At 67.6% G+C, this 17874-nt stretch carries 16 protein-coding genes and 3 riboswitches; of the genes, 8 read left to right on the plus strand and 8 right to left on the minus strand.

The window, feature by feature from the left end:
• Positions 1-15: 15 nt before the first annotated feature.
• On the plus strand, positions 16-1182 hold the full coding sequence (locus OC550_RS12370) for a glucose-1-phosphate adenylyltransferase family protein (RefSeq protein WP_262106064.1): 1167 nt from the start codon (positions 16-18) through the stop codon (positions 1180-1182).
• 63 nt (positions 1183-1245) lie between these two features.
• The gene (locus OC550_RS12375; protein WP_262106065.1) at positions 1246-4578 is read left to right on the plus strand and encodes a DEAD/DEAH box helicase; all 3333 of its coding nucleotides are present in this window, start codon (positions 1246-1248) and stop codon (positions 4576-4578) included.
• A 22-nt stretch (positions 4579-4600) separates the two neighbouring features.
• Here the strand turns inward: OC550_RS12375 and OC550_RS12380 are convergent, their stop codons facing one another.
• The 5 genes from OC550_RS12380 to OC550_RS12400 form a co-directional block, all read right to left on the minus strand.
• Entirely contained in the window at positions 4601-5005 is a 405-nt protein-coding gene (locus OC550_RS12380) for a YchJ family protein (RefSeq protein WP_262106066.1), read from the minus strand.
• A 10-nt stretch (positions 5006-5015) separates the two neighbouring features.
• Positions 5016-5813: an alpha/beta fold hydrolase gene (locus OC550_RS12385; RefSeq protein ID WP_262106067.1), complete on the minus strand. Its 798-nt coding sequence runs from the start codon at positions 5811-5813 to the stop codon at positions 5016-5018.
• Between the two features lie 116 nt (positions 5814-5929).
• Positions 5930-6211, minus strand: coding sequence for a hypothetical protein (locus tag OC550_RS12390; RefSeq protein ID WP_262106068.1), 282 nt, complete (start codon positions 6209-6211; stop codon positions 5930-5932).
• Between the two features lie 91 nt (positions 6212-6302).
• Positions 6303-6737 carry a PIN domain-containing protein gene (locus tag OC550_RS12395; RefSeq protein ID WP_262106069.1) on the minus strand — a complete coding sequence of 145 codons (435 nt, stop codon included), beginning with the start codon at positions 6735-6737 and terminating at the stop codon, positions 6303-6305.
• Positions 6734-6895: a hypothetical protein gene (locus OC550_RS12400; RefSeq protein ID WP_262106070.1), complete on the minus strand. Its 162-nt coding sequence runs from the start codon at positions 6893-6895 to the stop codon at positions 6734-6736. Before OC550_RS12400 ends, OC550_RS12395 begins: the two co-directional genes overlap by 4 nt.
• A 27-nt stretch (positions 6896-6922) precedes the next feature.
• A riboswitch (SAM riboswitch) is annotated at positions 6923-7046 on the minus strand.
• A gap of 166 nt (positions 7047-7212) precedes the next feature.
• A riboswitch (SAM riboswitch) is annotated at positions 7213-7376 on the plus strand.
• 15 nt (positions 7377-7391) lie between these two features.
• On the opposite strand from OC550_RS12400, the gene OC550_RS12405 reads away from it, so the two are divergent.
• From OC550_RS12405 to OC550_RS12415, 3 genes are all read left to right on the plus strand, one after another.
• Complete coding sequence (locus OC550_RS12405) at positions 7392-7733, plus strand: hypothetical protein (RefSeq protein ID WP_262106071.1); 342 nt, start codon at positions 7392-7394, stop codon at positions 7731-7733.
• A gap of 198 nt (positions 7734-7931) precedes the next feature.
• Positions 7932-11522 (plus strand): TM0106 family RecB-like putative nuclease, encoded by a 3591-nt coding sequence (locus tag OC550_RS12410; protein WP_262106072.1) that lies wholly within the window; start codon positions 7932-7934, stop codon positions 11520-11522.
• The gene (locus tag OC550_RS12415) at positions 11519-11944 is read left to right on the plus strand and encodes a pyridoxamine 5'-phosphate oxidase family protein (protein ID WP_262106073.1); all 426 of its coding nucleotides are present in this window, start codon (positions 11519-11521) and stop codon (positions 11942-11944) included. Before OC550_RS12410 ends, OC550_RS12415 begins: the two co-directional genes overlap by 4 nt.
• Positions 11945-12012: 68 nt before the next feature.
• Here OC550_RS12415 and OC550_RS12420 read toward each other — a convergent pair whose 3' ends face one another.
• The gene (locus tag OC550_RS12420; protein WP_262106074.1) at positions 12013-12636 is read right to left on the minus strand and encodes an FMN reductase; all 624 of its coding nucleotides are present in this window, start codon (positions 12634-12636) and stop codon (positions 12013-12015) included.
• Between the two features lie 398 nt (positions 12637-13034).
• Positions 13035-13206, plus strand: a riboswitch (cyclic di-AMP (ydaO/yuaA leader).
• A 2-nt stretch (positions 13207-13208) separates the two neighbouring features.
• On the opposite strand from OC550_RS12420, the gene OC550_RS12425 reads away from it, so the two are divergent.
• Positions 13209-13994 carry a M23 family metallopeptidase gene (locus OC550_RS12425; protein ID WP_262106075.1) on the plus strand — a complete coding sequence of 262 codons (786 nt, stop codon included), beginning with the start codon at positions 13209-13211 and terminating at the stop codon, positions 13992-13994.
• Between the two features lie 186 nt (positions 13995-14180).
• Entirely contained in the window at positions 14181-15587 is a 1407-nt protein-coding gene (locus OC550_RS12430; RefSeq protein WP_262106341.1) for an aminomethyl transferase family protein, read from the plus strand.
• Between the two features lie 7 nt (positions 15588-15594).
• Here OC550_RS12430 and OC550_RS12435 read toward each other — a convergent pair whose 3' ends face one another.
• Positions 15595-16344, minus strand: a complete 750-nt coding sequence (locus OC550_RS12435; protein WP_306556923.1) for a maleylpyruvate isomerase family mycothiol-dependent enzyme — start codon at positions 16342-16344, stop codon at positions 15595-15597.
• Positions 16229-17089: a methylenetetrahydrofolate reductase gene (locus tag OC550_RS12440; protein WP_262106076.1), complete on the minus strand. Its 861-nt coding sequence runs from the start codon at positions 17087-17089 to the stop codon at positions 16229-16231. The genes OC550_RS12435 and OC550_RS12440 overlap by 116 nt, the downstream gene beginning before the upstream one ends.
• A gap of 169 nt (positions 17090-17258) precedes the next feature.
• On the opposite strand from OC550_RS12440, the gene OC550_RS12445 reads away from it, so the two are divergent.
• Positions 17259-17687, plus strand: a complete 429-nt coding sequence (locus OC550_RS12445) for a very short patch repair endonuclease (protein WP_262106077.1) — start codon at positions 17259-17261, stop codon at positions 17685-17687.
• Positions 17688-17874 lie beyond the last annotated feature (187 nt).

Consider the following 17874-nt stretch of genomic DNA (forward strand, 5'->3'; position numbering starts at 1 on the left):
CAGTAGGCTAGAGGAATGAAGCGTCCGACCATTCTTGCAATCATTCTGGCCGGGGGTGCCGGCAGCAGGCTCGGCGTGCTGACGGACCAGCGGTCGAAACCCGCGATGGCCTTCGGCGGCCACTACCGGCTCATCGACATCCCGCTCTCCAACCTCAAGCACAGCCACATTCCCGATGTCTGGATTGTCGAGCAGTACCTGCCGTACTCGCTCAACGACCATATCTCGAACGGCCGGCCCTGGGACCTGGACCGCACCAGCGGCGGACTGCGCATCCTGCCGCCGTACGAGGGCGCGGAGGGCGAAGGCTTCGCCGAGGGGAATGCGGACGCGCTGCACCGGCAGGCCGCCCTGATCCGCGAATTCGATCCGGACCTGGTGCTGGTGCTCAGCGCGGACCACCTCTACCGGCTCGACTTCCGCGACGTCGTCGACACGCATCTGGCCGCGGAATCCGCGTTGACCATGGTCACCACGACCGTGGACGGCGATGCCTCGCGTTACGGCGTGGTCCAAGCGGAGCATGGGCGCGTCACCGGATTCGACTACAAGCCGGAGCGGCCCGGATCCAACCTGGTCGCGGCCGAGATTTTCCTGTACGACGCGGACGCCCTGCTGGAGGCGATGGACCGGCTTGCGGAAGCAGAGGGTGGCCTGAAGGACTACGGCGACAGCCTGATCCCGCATTTCGTCGAGCGGCAGACCGTGGCCGAACACCGGCTGGAGGGCTACTGGCGGGATGTCGGCACGATCCGCAGCTATTGGGAAGCGCACATGGAGCTGCTCACCGATGACGGCTTCGACCTGCACGATGCCGGCTGGCCCATCCTGACCGCCAGCCCGCAGCTGATGCCTGCGCGGGTCGCTGCCGGGGCACGGATCGAGGACAGCCTGGTTTCCGCGGGCGCCACCGTCCGCGGCACGGTGGTGCGCAGCGTCATCGGGCCCGGCGCGGTAGTCGAGGCCGGCGCGTACGTGGCGGAATCGGTGCTCCTGCAGGACGCCAAGGCGCGCAGCGGCGCCAAACTGGTGCGGGTCGTGGCCGACGCTTCTTCCGAGGCAGAGGCAGGCGCCATGGCGGGCGCTTCCGACGGCGACATCACCGTCCTGGGCAGCGGCGCTTCCGTGCCGCGAAACCAAAAGGTACCGGCCGGCTCTGAACTGGACCCCGAGGCCCCGTAGTTGTCCTCCACAGCCGCAAGCGCTCAGGGCATCCCGTCGGCCGCGCATGAAAAGATGGAAGGCGTGCCACAGCTTTCCTTCCCTCAGGTCGACGCCGGCGAAATCATCCGCCACGTCGGCGGGGCTGCCTTTGCCCGGGGAAAGACGTACTCCAGCGGGCGCTCGGTCCAGGACCTGAGCTGGGACCCGGATACGGGCGTGCTGGCAAGCCGCGTCCAGGGCACGGCGGCGGTGCCTTACCGCTGCCGCATCCGGCTGAAGCAGACCGGCGCCGGCTACCGGCTCGAGGAAAACTCGTGCAGCTGTCCGGTGGGCTGGGACTGCAAGCATGTCGCGGCCACACTGCTCTTCGCAAACCTCAGCAACCTCCAGTCCCGGGAGGAGCTCAAGCTGCCGGCACCGGCCGCCTCCCCCGCCGGAGTGCCGCAGTGGCAGCAGGCGCTGGGTCCCCTGCTCGAGCCTGCGGCGGCAGCTTCCGCACGCACGCCCCGGCTCGCCGGCAAACGGCCCGCCGGAAAGGTTCAGCCGCTGGGCCTGCAGTTCGAGGTGCGTGACCAGACCCTGCAGGCGCATCAACGGTGGCGGCCGGGCTCGGGCGTCAGCCACAGCGGCCGGGTGCCCGCCAGCCGCCTGCAGTTAGGCGTCCGTCCGGTCGTCCGGAGCGACAACGGCCGCTGGGTGCGCAGCAACCTGCGCTGGAACTCGATCAGCTTCAAGACGTACGGGCTGAACCTGGACCCCGAGCAGCACCGCTGGTTCTCGCAGTTCGTGCCGCTGCACCGCGCCAACGGCCAGCTGCACTTCGGCGAGGACAATGACTGGCTCTACCTGGACGAGTTCAGCAGCCCCCTGCTGTGGCGCCTCCTCGAGGAGGCCAGGCAGCTGGGGATCGAGCTGATGGGCGCCAAGGCCGACACCAGCCTGGTCATCGGCCGGCATGCGGAACTGCGGCTGGACGCGCGCTCCCCAAAGGAGGGAACCGGTCTCAACCTCGATCCGGTGCTGTTCATTGACGGCGAGATCCAGCCGCTCCAGGGGGCCGGAGCCATCGGCAACCACGGCGCCTACAGCTACCAGGCGGAGCTGCGGCAAATCACCCTGGCTCCGGTGGACCGGAAGCTGAGCCGCGCAGAGCAGGAGCTGCTGCAGCGCCCCGCGACCGTGAGCGTGCCTGCCGAGGACGTCCCGGAATTCCTGGAACGGGTCTACCCCCGGCTGCAGCGTACCATCAGCCTCACCAGCACGGATGCGTCCGTCGAGCTGCCCGAGATCGTCCCGCCGCAGCTCGTGCTCACCGCCACGTACGGCAAGTCCAATACCCTGAAGCTCAGATGGGAATTCGAATACCGTTCCGGCGAAGACGCGGTGCGGAAACCGCTCGATGCTGCCGCGTCGGATGGCGGGTACCGCGACACGGAGACCGAAACCGCGCTGCGCGCCGCGGTCCGCCGGGTCCTGGGCGCCGAACCTGCGCAGGCGGAAGCAACGCTGCGGGATATGGCCGCCGTCGAGTTCACCCAGGACGCGCTCCCGCGGCTGGAGAAACTGGACGACGTCAGGGTGGACATCGTCGGCGAGCGCCCGGACTACCGGGAGCTGACCGCCACGCCCGAGCTGACCATCAGCACCGTGGAGACGGAACAGACGGACTGGTTCGACCTCGGCGTCATGGTCAAGATCGAGGGACGCGAAATTCCCTTCGGCAACATTTTCCGCGCGCTTTCCAAGGGCCAGAAGAAGCTGCTGCTGGTCGACAAGACCTATCTCTCCCTCGAACAGCCCGTCTTCGACCGGCTCCGCGTCCTTGTCGACGAGGCGATGGCCTTGCAGGACCGGAACAGCGGGGAGCTACAGATCAGCCGCTACCAGGCCGGCCTCTGGGAGGACCTCGAGGAGCTGGCCGTCGAGACGGAACAGGCCAGGGCCTGGCAGGACTCCGTCAGCGGCCTGCTGCAGCTCTCCTCCGTCGAGCCAACGGAACTGCCGCGGGGCCTGCACGCCGACCTGCGGCCATACCAGCGCGAGGGCTTCAACTGGCTGGCCTTCCTCTGGCGTTACCGCCTGGGCGGCGTGCTGGCGGATGACATGGGCCTCGGCAAGACCCTGCAGGCCTTGGCGCTGATCAGCCACGCCAAGGAATCCGCGGACCCGCCTGCTGCCCCGTTCCTGGTGGTCGCACCCACCTCGGTGGTGCCGAACTGGGCCCACGAAGCCGCTCGCTTCACTCCCGGGCTGAGGGTCGCCGCGGTGGCCGAGACCCAGGCGCGCAGCCGCCGGCCGCTGGCCGAAACCGCTGCGGAGGCGGACGTCGTCGTTACTTCCTACGCGCTCTTCAGGATCAACGCCCAGGAGTACCAGGCGCAGGAGTGGGCCGGCCTCATCCTCGACGAAGCCCAGTTCGTCAAGAACCGCACCACGAAGGCGCACCATGCCGCACGCGACCTGAAAACCGGGTTCAAGCTGGCCATCACCGGCACACCGATGGAGAACAACCTGATGGAGCTGTGGTCCATCCTCGCGATCGCGGCCCCCGGCCTGTTCCCCTCGGCGCAGAAGTTCGCGGACCACTACCAGCGGCCGATTGAACGCTCCGGCAGCGCGGAATTACTGGGCAAACTACGACGACGCATCCGCCCCCTCATGCTGCGCCGCACCAAGGAAGCCGTCGCCACGGACCTCCCGCCGAAACAGGAACAGGTGCTGGAGGTGGATCTCAGCCCCAAGCACCGGAAGATCTATGACACGCACCTGCAGCGGGAGCGCCAGAAGATCCTGCGGCTGGTCGAGGACATGGACCGGCACCGCTTCACCATCTTCCAGTCGCTGACGCTGCTGCGCATGCTCAGCCTGGATGCCTCGCTGGTCCACGAGGACTACTCGTCCGTGCCCTCCAGCAAGCTCGATGTGCTCTTCGAACAATTGGAGGACGTACTGGGCGAAGGCCACCGCGCCCTGATCTTCAGCCAGTTCACCAGCTTCCTGAAGAAGGCCGCCGCCCGGTTGGACGTCGAAGGCGTGGAGTACAGCTACCTGGACGGCACAACGCGCCGTCGGGCCGAAGTGATCAACCGCTTCAAGGAAGGCAAGGCACCCGTCTTCCTGATCAGCCTCAAGGCCGGCGGCTTCGGGCTCAACCTCACCGAGGCGGATTATTGCTTCCTGCTCGATCCGTGGTGGAACCCCGCAAGCGAGGCCCAGGCCGTGGACCGCACGCACCGGATCGGCCAGACCAAGAACGTCATGGTCTACCGGATGGTCGCAAAGGGCACCATCGAAGAGAAGGTCATGGCGCTGAAGGAAAGCAAGGCCAAGCTCTTCTCGTCGGTGATGGACGACGACGCGATGTTCTCCTCCAAGCTGACCGCCGAGGACATCCGCGGCCTGCTGGAGAACTGAGTAGCCGGGCCGGACCAACCGCTCAGCGGAGTGCGAGCGCCCCGCGGTAGACCCACCGGCCGTCCTCACGCACGAACGTGCTGACTTCATGCTGTTCCTGCGCCGCTCCACCGGTCCGGAAGCGTGCGCGGAACTCGACCGTTCCTGCCGTGTCGTTCGCGCCGCCCCTCACCACCCGGACGATCTCGAGGCCCTCCCACTGCTGCTCCGGATCGAGCTCCAGCGAGCGCGGCCTTGTCTCCGAAGACCAGCTCCGCAGCAGGTAGGCACTGTCCCCGGCGACGAAAGCCGAATAGCGCGAGCGCATCAGCTCCTCGGCCGTCCCCGCCTCGGCCAGACCGGCGTGGAGGCGCCCGCAGCAGTCGCGGTAGGCCGCCGTGCTGCCGCAGGGACAGGGGTCGGACGGCGCAATCGATTCGCGGAACATGGCTGCCACCCTACGCCGCCGCCTGCCCGGCCCCGAGGAAAGGCACCAGCTCGGCCAGGACCTCATGCGCCGGGAAGAGCGTCGAGGCGTGCGTGCGTCCCGGCCGCGGGACGAAGCCGGCGCCGGGCATCAGCGAAGCCGCGCGCCTGGAGTCGGCGAACCTGGCCGTGTCCTCGGTGCCCGCCATGAGCAGGGCCGGCATCCCCAGCGAGGCCAGCTGGGCTTCGGTGAGCCCGGGTTCCTCCTCGGTTCGTTCGAAGTAGGCCACCAAGGCCTGGGGGTCGTTGGCCTTGAAGGCCGCCTTCGTGGCGGCATCCAGCGACCTCCCCGCCGCCTCCAGTCCGTCGATGAAGCCCTCCATCCCGCCGTGGCGCAGCGCCTCGAGGTAGCCGTCGAAAAAGATCCTCGCCACCTGCCCCTCCTGCGCCCTGTAGGTGCCGCCCAGCGTGGCCAGCCGTTCCACGCGTTCGGGCGCCGCGGCGGCCAGCGCGAATCCCACGCGCGCCCCGAAGGAGTAGCCCGCCACCGCTGCACTGGCGATCCCCTCCGCGTCCAGGACGGCCAGGACGTCGCCGACGACCAGCGGCATCCGATAGGCGTCGGCGTCGTGCGGCTTGCCGCTGCGGCCGTGGCCCCGCAGGTCGGTCCGGACCACGGTGAAATCGCCGGCCAGTGCTCCCACGTACCCGAGCCCGCGCCAAATCGCCCGTGACAGCGCGGAACCGTGCAGGAGTACGACGGCGGGCCCGTCCCCAGTGACGTCATAAGCGATCGGCGTTCGGTCCACGGAGTTTAGGGCGTTGGGCATGGTCCAAGTCTAGGCAGGCCACCGCCGCTGCCCGTGCCGCACCGGCGGGAAGGGCGAAGATGGCTGCACTCGGCCCCGGCGCGGGCGGTTCAGCCGCGCCGGAGGAGAGATGCCCTTCAGGCCCGGCGCAGACGTCTCAGCCAGCGCCGGAATCCACCGCCGCTGCGGACGACCCCCGGATGCTGGTGGCCCTCCTGCTCGAATGGGTCGGAGGCATCGTCCGGGAGGACGCCGCCCTCCCCCGCTCTGACGTGGGCGGTGCCGGGACCGGGAATCTGTGCCGCGGCCAGGTTCGGCATCACCGGATCGTCTCCCGAGCCGTGCAGCGGCAGCGGGCCCATGCCCTCCGCCCGCTCCGTTCCGTACGCGCCGCGGGTGCTTCTGTCTTTGCGTGCCATGGCCATCTCCTCCAGGGAGCCCGTAGCACCATTGTCGCCCTCGGGCCGCCGAACCGGAAGTGCCGGAAGGCGGCAGGCGACGTACACAGCCCTACACCGGACTCTCGGCGAACTGCCCCACCTGCCACGGGTCGATGGCCGGGACCGCCAGCTTGCGGTACCCCTCGACGTTCCGGGACACGATCGTCAGGCAGTGCTGCACGGCCGTCGCCGCGATCAGCGAATCAACCGCCGTGACCTCGGGATGCCCCGCCATCGGCGCCCAGGCCATCGCGACGTCCAGGTCGACCGGCAGGATAAAGCCCGAGAAGCGCGACGCCAGTTCGCCGAGCCAGGCGCCGCCGTCGTCCGACCCCCCGGCGTCCTGGCTGCCCAGCAGATGGAGCTCCGCCACGGACAGCGCGGAAATGTAGATGCCGAGGTGCCGGCGGCGCTGCAGGAAATCGACGACCGCCGGATGCGGCTCCGCGCGGCGCACTTCGGCGACGACGTCGGTGTCCAGCAACAGGCCCGAGGGACCCCTCACAAGCCCGCCGCGCGTGGCGTCCGCGCATCCTGCCGGACCGGGAGGCCGGCGGGCCCGAGCAGGAAGTCGACGAATTCCTGGCGTACGGCCGTTACTTGTTCGTAGTCGGCAAGGCTCATCACGCGCAGGCCGGCGTGGGCAGGATTAGGTGTACTCATGGAAGCGGTGCCGGGCACCGGTCCTTTCACGTGCTCTTGCCCGCACCATTTGCCCGTGGGCGAATGCAGGCCGCTTCGTCATCCGAACCACCCAGAGAGCGTGGGGTTGGTACGCGGCCAAGTCGGAGCTTAGCGGCCGCAATTCCTGAAGCTGAAGCGAGTATAACCAGAGCTTGTGCCGCCAGTCACGGGCCGTTTCGTCACCGGAAGTAACACGGCCCAACATCCCGTTACGAGGGGTAACGGGCCTACAACAAATTGTTTACTTCGCAGCAACCGTTTGGCTATGTGCATGCAGGACCCTATAGTTGGTACTGCTTCACGAGATGTGATCCGCAGCACACCGGCTCGCCGGGCGCTGCAAGGCTCCGACCGGTCACACACCAACCCCATGTTCGCGGGTGGTTCGGATGACGAAGCGGCCTGCATTTCACAGGACAACGAGGTTCTGAAGGGGACTCGGTGCGGGCAAGAACAACCGGAGAGAACAAGAATGATGAGTGCATATCCAATAGAAAAAGACAGCCGCAGCAGCAACCGCGAGCGCACAGTCCGTCTCAGGGACAACACTGTCCTGGACGAGTGGGTCGAGGTTGCCGTCCATATCGAGGCTGAGCTAAGCCTGGTCCAGTTGTGCCAGGACGGCGAACAGAAAATGCTGTACTCCGAGGACATCGGCGCCGTGCTGGAAGCGGCCATGGACTCGGACGGGTCCGCGCTGTGGTGCGAAAAGTACTCCAAGCTGCTCATTCCCAGCACCCGTCCGGGCGCGGGCAACCGTTTCTTCTCGCTGCGCAGGATGTTGAACGACGACGGCGGACCGCGGGACTGCAGCTAGCGCACCTTACGCCGCGGTGCTGCGTCCGCTCCTTGCTGATGGCGTTTCCCGCCTGCCCGGATACGGGCGGTCCGGCGGAACGTGCGCAAACTGTCGGACCCGGCTGATAGAAGTTGAGCATATGAGCCGCCCGCCGGCCCGGGGCCCCCGACAGGGGTTTCGGCGCCGGCGGGACCAACTTCTCCTCCAGGAGGCACCGTGTTCCTGCTCGATCCGCTGGCGCCCGGCGCGCCCCGGGACCTGATCTTCACCGCGAGCGACCTGGTGGTGGCCGCCCAGTGCGAATACCAGCTGCTGCGGAAGCTGGATGAAAAGCTCGGACGCAACCCGAAGGCGGAGTTCCCGCCGGACGAGATGCTGGCGCGCACGGCCGAGCTGGGCGACGTCCACGAGCACCGCGTGCTCCAGGACTTCCGGGACACTTTCGGCGCCGGAGTAGTGGAGATCGCCGAGATCGCGGGCTATACCAGGCCGCTGCTTGAAGCCAAGCATCGCGAATCGATCGCCGCCCTGCGCTCCGGTGCGGACGTGGTGTTCCAGGCCTCCTTCTTCGACGGCAGCTTCCACGGGCGTTCGGATTTCCTGGTCAAGGAGGAGGACGGCGGCTCGCCCCGCTACGCGGTGTATGACTCCAAGCTAGCCCGGCACGCCAAGGTCACGGCGCTGCTCCAGCTGGCGGCCTACGGCGACCAGCTGCTGAAAGCCGGCATCTCCCCCTCGCCTACCGTGACCCTGGTGCTGGGCGACGGCTCCCGCAGCGACCATAGCCTGCGGGACCTGCTGCCGGTCTTCCGCGAGCGCCGCAGCCGCTTCCTGGAGCTCACTGCAGCCCACCGGGCCCAGCCTGCCCCCGTGGCGTGGGGAGACGAGCGGCACACGGCGTGCGGGCGCTGCGACTACTGCGCCGAGCAGGTAGCACTGCACCGGGACGTGTTGCTGGTTTCCCGCATGAGCCCGGCCCGTCGCCGCCGGCTGCGGGACCTGGGCGTCACCACGATCGACCAACTGGCGGCCATGGAGCTGCCCCCGGGCGAGGCCCCGGACGGCGTGCTGGCCCGGCTGCGCGACCAGGCGAGGATGCAGACCGGTGCAGTGGAACCGGACGGAGCCGTGCAGTACTCGGACGGCGACGGAACCCGGCACCGCCTCGCCTACCGGGTGCTGGCAGCGAACGCGCTCGGGACTCTCCCCGCGCCGAGCGAGGGAGACATCTTTTTCGACTTCGAAGGGGACCCGCTCTGGCAGGACCAGGCCGGGACCTGGGGACTGGAGTACTTGTTCGGGGTCATGGAGAACCCGCCGTCTCCCGGAGCCGCCCCGCCCTTCCTGCCGTTCTGGGCCCACAGCCGCGCCGAAGAAGGAAAGGCACTGGCCGAATTCCTTGACTACGTGGGCCGGCGGCGGAGGCAGCATCCGGACCTGCACATCTACCACTACGCCAACTATGAGAAGGCCGCGCTGCGCCGGCTCTCGCTGCAGCACGTCATCGGCGAGGACGCCGTGGATGCCCTGCTGCGCGAAGGCGTGCTGGTCGATCTTTACGACGTGGTGCGCAACAGCCTGCGGATCTCCGAGAAGTCCTACAGCATCAAGAAGCTCGAGCCCCTGTACATGGGATCGCACCTGCGCTCGGGTGACGTCAAAGATGCCGGCGGGTCCGTCGTCGCTTACGCCCTCTACTGCGAAGCCCGGGACAGCGGCCGGCACCAGGAAGCGGATGCGATCCTGGCCAGCATCCGCGACTACAACGAGTACGACTGCCTCTCGACGCTCCGCCTCCGCGACTGGCTGTTGGATCGGGCCGACGAGCGCGGGATAGCACGGGCACTGACCGCGGAGCCGGACCCCGGCCCGGAACCTGAGGAACCCTCGCCGGACGAGGCGCGGCTGCTCGAGCACGTAGCGGCCGCCACCGAGCGTGCGCTGCACGCCGGCGGAGAACTGACACCGGACGAGCAGGCCGTTGCGATGGTGGCGGCGTCCGTGGGATACCACCGCAGGGAAGACAAACAGTTCTGGTGGGGACATTACGACCGGCTGAATGCGCCGCTGGCGGACTGGTGGGAATCCCGGGACATCTTCACGGTGGAATCCGGCGAGGTACTACAGGACTGGGCAAAGCCGACTGCAAGGTCAAACCCCGTTCGGCGGCTCCGTCTTACGGGCAGGCTGGCGCCCGGTTCCACCATCAAGGAAGGGACGACGGTCTGCCGGGTCTACGACCCGCCGGCCCCTGCGCACCTGGACGGGCAGGACAACGGCGTCAACTACCGTACCTATTGCTTTCGCAGCGAGGTCCTTGGCCTCGACGCCGAGGACGGAAAGGACGTGCTGCTGCTCCTCGACCGGCTGCCCAAGGGCGCCGAGGAGTACCCGGACTTCCCTTTGGCGCTCACTCCTGACCCGCCTCCCAACACCAAGCCGTTGCGGGAGGCGTTGGCCGCCCTGGCCGCCGAGGTGGGCCGCAGCCTTCGGCAACTTCCACCCCAGCCTGCGCTGGACCTCCTGCGGCGGCTCCCTCCGAGGCTGGGCACTCTGCCGGAGCTGCCGGCCGTCGGCGAGGGGCCGGACGCCTACATCGAGGCCATCCTGGCTGCGGTGGAAGACCTCGACCGCTCCTACTTGGCTGTCCAGGGCCCGCCCGGTTCCGGCAAGACGCATGTAGGGGCCCACGTCATCGGCCGGCTGGTGGAGCGCGGCTGGAAGGTAGGAGTCGTTGCCCAGTCCCACGCCGTCGTCGAACACATGATGACGGCTGCCGTGGACAAGGGCGGCGTCCCAGTGGACCGGGTGGCGAAGAAGTCCAGCGGCAATCCGGTTCCCTGGGGCCAGGCAACGGACATGGATGTGGCCCGCCTGCTCGACGGACCCGGGGGCGCCCTGGTCGGCGGGACGGCGTGGACCATGACTGGCAACAGCGTCCCCGCCGGCTCGCTGGACCTGCTGGTGATCGACGAGGCAGGGCAGTTCTCCCTGGCCAATACGCTCGCCGTGTCCCGTGCATGCCGAAGACTGCTGCTCCTGGGCGACCCGCAGCAGCTTCCGCAGGTCACGCAGGGCACCCACCCGGAACCGGTGGACGAATCGGCCCTGGGCTGGCTTTCCGCCGGCCATGCCACGCTGCCGACGGACCTGGGCTACTTCCTCGCCCGGAGCTGGCGGATGCATCCGGAGCTGTGCCGGGCCGTCTCCGAACTCTCCTACGAGGGACGCCTTGCGAGCGCGCCCGCCGCGGCCGGCCGGCTGCTGGAAGGAGCCCGCCCCGGCGTCGAATGCGTGCTCGTGCAGCACGAAGGAAACTCCACCTCATCCCCGGAAGAGGCCGCAGAGGCGGTGCGGCAGGTCAAGAATCATCTGGGCCTGCCGTGGACGGATCCGCAGCACGGGTCGGCACCACGCCCCTTGACCCAGGCGGACCTGCTCGTCGTCGCGCCCTACAACGCCCAGGTGCAGTTGATCCGCCGCAGCCTGGAGGCCGCCGGCTACCCTGACGTGCGGGTCGGAACGGTGGACAAATTCCAGGGCCGGGAGGCGCCCGTGGTGATCGTTTCGACCGCGGTGTCGGATGTCTCGCAGGCACCTCGGGGCATGGAATTCGTGCTGAACCGCAACCGGACAAACGTGGCGGTGTCCCGGGGCCAATGGCGGGCTGTCATTATCCGTTCGAAGGCCCTGACCTGCTATCTCCCCGCCCGTCCGCTCGGACTCGAAGAACTCGGTGCGTTCATCGGCCTTTGTGGCTCCGCCCCTTCCCAATCTTCTACGACCTGTAGAACAATAGGGGCATGATGTTCGAACACGATGATCCGGTCCTTGAACTCAGCGACGAGCAGTCCTGGAAGCTGCTCAGCAAAACCCAGCACGGGAGGATAGTCCTGACGGCGGCTGGCGAGACAGACATCTTTCCCATCAACTATCTCGCCCATGACAACCACCTGCTGATGCGCAGCGCGCCGGGCACCAAACTCGCTGAGATCACGATCAACGAGAACGTCGTCTTCGAGACGGACGGCATCGGTAGCGATGAGGCGTGGAGCGTCGTCGTCAAAGGCACCGCCAGGGTGCTGCAGTCCGGCGAGGAGATCGCGGCCGCGGAGCAGCTGGGGCTCAAGACCTGGGTGCCGACGCTGAAGGACTTCTATATCCAGGTCAAGCCGACCCACATCAGCGGCCGCCACTTCATTCTGGGCGAGCAACCGGAGCGCTTCTAGCTCACCCTGGCCGGGCCACCGGGCCAGCGGCAGGCACGCCCAGACCCGCCCCTGGCCCGGTTACGGCCTCAGTGGCCGACGTTGGCCAAAATTTCCTCGAAGCTTAGGGATTCCACCCCGCCGCGACCTGTCTCGGGAGCAGCGCTTTCATGGACCAGAGCCACCAGTTCGGCGGCCGCACGGTTGGAGCGGCGCTCGATGCTGCTGCCGCCACCCTCGCCCGACCCCCAGTCCTCAGGAGCGGCGAAGACAACGGTCTGCGTGGTGCGCGCACGCAGGTAGCTGAAAAGCGGCCGGATGGCGTAGTCCAGCGCCAACGAGTGCCGGGCCGTTCCGCCGGTCGCCCCGACCAGCACAGGCTTGCCGGCGAGGGCATCCTTATCGATGACATCGAAGAAGGATTTGAACAGGCCGCTGTAGGACGCGCTGAACACCGGCGTGACCGCAATCAGCGCATCCGCCGAAGCGACGGCGTCGATCATTGCGGCCAGCTTCGGCCCGGCATAGCCGGTCACCATATTGTTGGCGATATCGACGGCGTACTCGCGCAGCTCGAAGGTCTCGACCGCCACGCTTTCGTCCGAGAGGGCGAAGCGGGTGGCAGCGGACTTGGCCAGCTGGTCGGCCAGCATGCGGCTGGAAGACGGAACGCCCAGCCCCGCGGACAGTACAACGATCTTGCGCTCGGACATGCTGTTCTCCTGCTCCTCGAATCTTCATGCGTTTGCATTCACCATTGAAACCGGTTGACGCCGGAGATTATTCCGCGACTCCCATTGGGCCGGGCATGCCTCATTCCGGCCGAAACCCACTCATCGCATCACTCAAATCCCGGCCGGGGCACATCGCATCGCCAATCCGGCAGGGGCATAACGACGGGCTGAGGCCTCATGCCTGAATTAGCGCGACTTTGCGATCACACGCGGTGACGCGAATCCAAATCGACACGCCGCTTAAACGTTGATGTGTTGACAAACACGCATAACGAGTTTGTAACAGCTGATATCGACCCGGTAAGTTGGATTGCGCTTCCACGTAACGAGTGTTAGCCGCCTCGGCTGCCCGCCTAACCCTGTCAGCAGCCGACAGGTACCGTTCAATGACCTTCCCGACAGGGGCGGAGGAACCACTTCCGGCGCTCGAAGCGCCTTGGGGTGAAGTTCGCCCGGCCGCAGAGACGATAGTCCTGCCTGCCAGCGAACCGAGCAGAACTCTCTGGCTCGAATCCGACAGCTAACTTCGCCGGCGCCCTGAGAGGAATCCCTTGAACAGCAACTCCCCCATGCGCGGACGCCGACGCAACACCGACACCTCGCTGATGGCTGCCATCCGCGGCCATCGCGCCGCCGGTCGCGGCAACAAGAAGGACGCCTTCGCCGCCACCCGCAGCCAGAAGTTCGGCGTCGCCCTTGCGGCCGCCGGCATCCTGGCTCTCACCGCCATTCCGACCGCGCAGGCCGGCGTCGAACAGCTTGCGGCAACCCAGGCGTCCAGCGTCACCCCCGCAGCAGTGACGGTCCCCGAGGACGCCAAGGCCGAATTTAAGCGCGTCGAGGTGACGAGCAAGGCCGCCCCGAAGGAGGCCAAGATGGAGGCTAAGGCCGCCTCCGTCAAGGATGCGGCCAAGGCGAAGAAGGAAGCGGCCAAAAAGGCCGATGCCAAGGACCTCGTGTCCCCGGTCAAGAAAATGGTCACCAGTTCCGGCTTCGGCTACCGCATCAATCCCGTGACGGGCGCGGCCGGCGAGTTCCACAATGGCCTGGACTTCGCCCTGGGCTGCGGCACCCCCGTCAGCGCTGCCGCAGCAGGCACGGTCTCGAAGACTTCCTCCAGCGCCGGCGGTTACGGCAACCGCATCGTCATCAAGCACGGCGGCGGCATGACCACCACCTACAACCACCTGCAGAGCATCGGCGTCACCCAGGGCGAGAAGGTCTCGGCCGGCGACAAGATCGGCGCGCTGGGCACCACCGGCAACTCGACCGGCTGCCACCTGCACTTCGAGGTCCTCAAGGGCGGCTCCGAGATAAACCCCGCCAAGTTCTTCTAGGCCGTCCCGGATCTGGTCTTCTGCGGGAGGGGTTGTGCGGCATGCCGCACAACCCCTCCCGTGTCCCCGCTGCCGCGCCCTGTCGGCCCACCCTAGCTACCTATAGTCATAGTGAGTCATCTCGGATAGCGTGAGCTACATCACCGTTGTTCATCTGCGCTAAGGAGCTGTCCCGTGACCGAACCGATGACTGCCAAGAACCTGCAGGATGTCCTGGACCAAGCCGGCAACACCCTCGACCTGCTGCGCAACTCGCAGATCGGCGCCTACGTCTACCCCGTCGTCGCTCCCGAATTCACGAACTGGCGCAGCGAACAGCGGGCCTGGCGCGAGACGGCGGTGCTCTTCGACCAGTCGCACCACATGGACAACCTGTTCATCAAGGGTCCGGACGCCCTGAAGCTGATTTCGGACACCGCGATCAACTCCGTGGCCAGCTTTCCGGTCAACAAGGCGAAGCAGTACGTGCCGACGACGCCGTCCGGCCACGTGATCGGCGACGGCATCCTGTTCCACGAGGCGGAGGACGAGTACGTCTACGTGGGCCGGGCGCCGGCCGCCAACTGGCTGCTCTTCCACGGCGAGACCGGCGGCTACGACGTGGAAATCGTCGTCGACCGCCGCTCCCCCTCGCGTCCGATGGGCCAGCCGGTGAAACGCAAGTACTGGCGGTTCCAAATCCAGGGCCCGAACGCGTGGCAGATCATCGAAAAAGTCAACGGCGGCCCGGTGGAGCAGCTGAAGTTCTTCACCATGGACCGCATGAATGTGGCCGGCGCCCAGGTCCACACGCTGCGCCACGGCATGGCCGGCGCCCCGGGCCTGGAGCTGTGGGGCCCGTACGAGACCTACGACCGGGCGCGCGAAACCATCCTGGAGGCAGGCCGGGAGTTCGGGATGCTCGCCGTCGGCTCGCGCGCCTACCCCTCCAACACGCTGGAATCGGGCTGGATTCCCTCGCCGCTGCCGGCGATCTACACCGGCGAGGAACTGCGCCCGTACCGCGAGTGGCTCGGCGCGGACAGCTACGAAGCCACCAACGCCGTTGGCGGCAGCTTCGTCTCGGAGAAGATCGAGGACTACTATCTGACGCCGTGGGCGCTGGGCTACGGCTCGTTCGTGAAGTTCGACCACGACTTCATTGGCCGCGAGGCCCTGGAGAAGATCGATCCTGCGGCCCAGCGCAAGAAGGTGACGCTGGCCTGGAATTCCGACGACGTTGCGAAGATCTTCGCCTCGCTCTTCGACACCGGCGAAACCCCGTACAAGTACTTCGACCTGCCGCTGGCCAACTACGGCTCGTCCAACTACGACGCCGTGGTGGACGCCGGCGGGACGACCGTCGGCCTGTCGATGTTCACGGGCTACAGCGCCAACGAGAAGCGGGCGCTCTCGCTGGCCACGGTGGACCCTGATGTCCCCGAGGGCACCGAGCTCAAGGTGGTCTGGGGCGAGCCGGACGGCGGCACGCGCAAGACCACGGTGGAGCCCCACCGACAGCTCGAGGTCAGGGCCGTGGTCAGCCCGGTACCGTACGCGGCGGCGGCGCGGCAGGATTACCGCGGCGGCTGGCGTACCGGCCGCAAAGGCTAGGGGCCGGTCAGCTTCGCAGGGCAGCGGCCCCTGGACCCGAGAGTTCGTCCGGGCCCAGGGGCCGGCCCGAGACGGCGAGCAGCAGAGCGACGGCGGTCCCCCGCACCATGGTGCCATCACCGGCGCGGAGATCCATGTCCGTGGCCACAAGCCGCAGCCCCTCGGCCCGCTCCTTCCCGCCGCCGAACTTCACGCTGGTGTCCAGCTGGTATCTCAGCGCCGAGGCCACCGGGGCGGCAGGATAGTCGCGGACGATGCCCAGCGGCCGGCGGATGTCCTCGCCGTGCACGATGGCCTCAACCAGGCGGGTCGCGGGCGCCGCCGGGGCGCTCGTCGTCCGCCCGCTCGCCGCCCGGAAGGCAGCCACGGTACAGGCCGGATCGGCAGCCCGCTCGCGGGCGACCCCGCGGGCGTTGCAGCGGTTGAAGTCGAAGCCGGCGGCCGTGAAGCTCCAGAGGAAGCCGAGCCTGGTCGTCCTGGCGTCGTCCACGAGATGGGCCAGCACGTCGTGGACGTCCCATCCGCGACAGAGGGAGGGCGTGCTCCACTGCTGCCGGTCAGGGTCTGCAGGTCCCCTATCAGCGACTCGCGTTCGAGGTGCACCGCACGCCAGATGTCGGCCGCGGACTTCCTTCCGGTGCTCATGCGGCGGCGAACCTTCGCGCCCACTCGGCCGTGGCTTTGAGGCCGCCGAAGGTGTAGAAGTGCAACTGCACCCGGCCGTGGTCCGCTTGGTCCAGCCGCGCGGCAAGCTCACCAATGAACCTGTCCGGGCCCGCCGTGCCGAGCAGGTTGGTCAGCGAAAAGCCGTACTTGTGGACGATGCCTGCCGAGGACGCTACGCCGAACCGGCGGGCAAAGGCCAGCAGCCGCTTCACTCCGGCCGGACCCGGCACGCCGATTCGCACCGGCGCATGGACGCCGCGGCGGCGCAGTTCGGCGAGCCAGTCCAGCACCGGATCGACGTCGAATCCGAATTGCGTGATGATGGTCGGCTGCAGGTTCTGCTCCTGCAGCGCCGCGCACTTGTCCAGCAGCACGGCCCACAGCCGTGCGTCGTCAATGTCTGGATGGCCCTCCGGGTACCCGCTGATGCCAACATTCCGGATTCCGTATCGGCCGAGCAGACCGCTGCCGATCAGGGCCAGCGAGTCCTCATAGGGGCCCAGCGGTGCGGCCGGATCGCCGCCGACGACGAATGCATCTGCCACGGCGGCCTCGGTTTCCAGCGCGCCGAGGAATTCCTCCAACTCGACCTGGGAGCCCAGGCGCCGGGCGGATATGTGCGGCACGGGGACGAAGCCGAGCCGCTTGACGGCCGCGGCTGCGGCAACGCGCATCGGCAGGTCCTCATTCCCCAGGAAGGTGATGTTGACGCGCGTGCCGGGAGGAATCGATCCGGCCGCCTCCTCCAAGCCGGGTACGTCCTTTCCGGTCATCTCGAGGGAGAAACCTTCGAGCAGAGCGCGCTCCGCGCCGTGATGGGGGGTCTGTCCAGCCATATCGCGATAGGTCCCTTCCTCCGAGCTTCCCTGCGCGGCCCGAACGCCGGCATACCCGCTGCTTCGTCCATGAAGCGGGGCGGCAAGCACGATTCTAGCCCCTTTCCCTATCTTCATAGTGAGTTCCAGGGGGCGCCTGGGTTCTCGCGGCCGCGCCTAAACTGGAGTCATGGCCGACAAGCTCACCCCGGAGCAGCGCAGCGCCAATATGTCACGGATCAGGGGCAAGAACACCAAGCCGGAGCTGCTCGTACGCCGCCTCCTGCATGCGCGCGGCTACCGCTTCCGGCTCCACGGGTCGGCCGCCGGACGGACCCTGCCGGGCAAGCCGGATCTCGTGTTCGCCGGCCGGCGCAAGGTCATCTTCGTCAACGGGTGCTTCTGGCACTCGCACGATTGCCGGGCAGGCCAGCATGCACCCAAGTCGAACGCGGATTTCTGGTCCGCGAAACGCGAGCGGACAGCATCGCGCGACGCCGCCCAGCGGGAGCAGCTGCGACAGGCCGGCTGGACTGTACTGACGGTGTGGGAGTGCGAGTTCAAGAAGAGCTCCGATCTGCAGGAACTGGAGGAACGGCTGGTCGGCTTCCTGGGTTGACGAGAAGGAGTGTTCAGTTGCCGCGGGCGGCAGAACCAACCGCGGCAGGCCGGGACTCCCAGGCGTCAGGCGCGGCATGGCAGCGGCTCCCTCCCCTGGACCGGGGAAGGGGCCGCTGCAGGTCGACCAGTGAGGTTACAGCTGGGCCTGCCCGGAGAGGCAGTCGGCCTGGCCGGCACCGGAGTTG

Source organism: Arthrobacter sp. Marseille-P9274 (genome assembly GCF_946892675.1).
Lineage (GTDB): Bacteria > Actinomycetota > Actinomycetes > Actinomycetales > Micrococcaceae > Crystallibacter.

Coding starts and splice junctions, on each gene's coding strand:
- OC550_RS12370 (WP_262106064.1), top strand. CDS start 16: ATGAAGCGTCCGACCATTCTTGCAATCATTCTGGCCGGGGGTGCCGGC.
- OC550_RS12380 (WP_262106066.1), bottom strand. CDS start 5,005: ATGTTCCGCGAATCGATTGCGCCGTCCGACCCCTGTCCCTGCGGCAGC.
- OC550_RS12385 (WP_262106067.1), bottom strand. CDS start 5,813: ATGCCCAACGCCCTAAACTCCGTGGACCGAACGCCGATCGCTTATGAC.
- OC550_RS12390 (WP_262106068.1), bottom strand. CDS start 6,211: ATGGCACGCAAAGACAGAAGCACCCGCGGCGCGTACGGAACGGAGCGG.
- OC550_RS12400 (WP_262106070.1), bottom strand. CDS start 6,895: ATGAGTACACCTAATCCTGCCCACGCCGGCCTGCGCGTGATGAGCCTT.
- OC550_RS12405 (WP_262106071.1), top strand. CDS start 7,392: ATGAGTGCATATCCAATAGAAAAAGACAGCCGCAGCAGCAACCGCGAG.
- OC550_RS12415 (WP_262106073.1), top strand. CDS start 11,519: ATGATGTTCGAACACGATGATCCGGTCCTTGAACTCAGCGACGAGCAG.
- OC550_RS12420 (WP_262106074.1), bottom strand. CDS start 12,636: ATGTCCGAGCGCAAGATCGTTGTACTGTCCGCGGGGCTGGGCGTTCCG.
- OC550_RS12430 (WP_262106341.1), top strand. CDS start 14,181: ATGACTGCCAAGAACCTGCAGGATGTCCTGGACCAAGCCGGCAACACC.
- OC550_RS12440 (WP_262106076.1), bottom strand. CDS start 17,089: ATGGCTGGACAGACCCCCCATCACGGCGCGGAGCGCGCTCTGCTCGAA.
- OC550_RS12445 (WP_262106077.1), top strand. CDS start 17,259: ATGGCCGACAAGCTCACCCCGGAGCAGCGCAGCGCCAATATGTCACGG.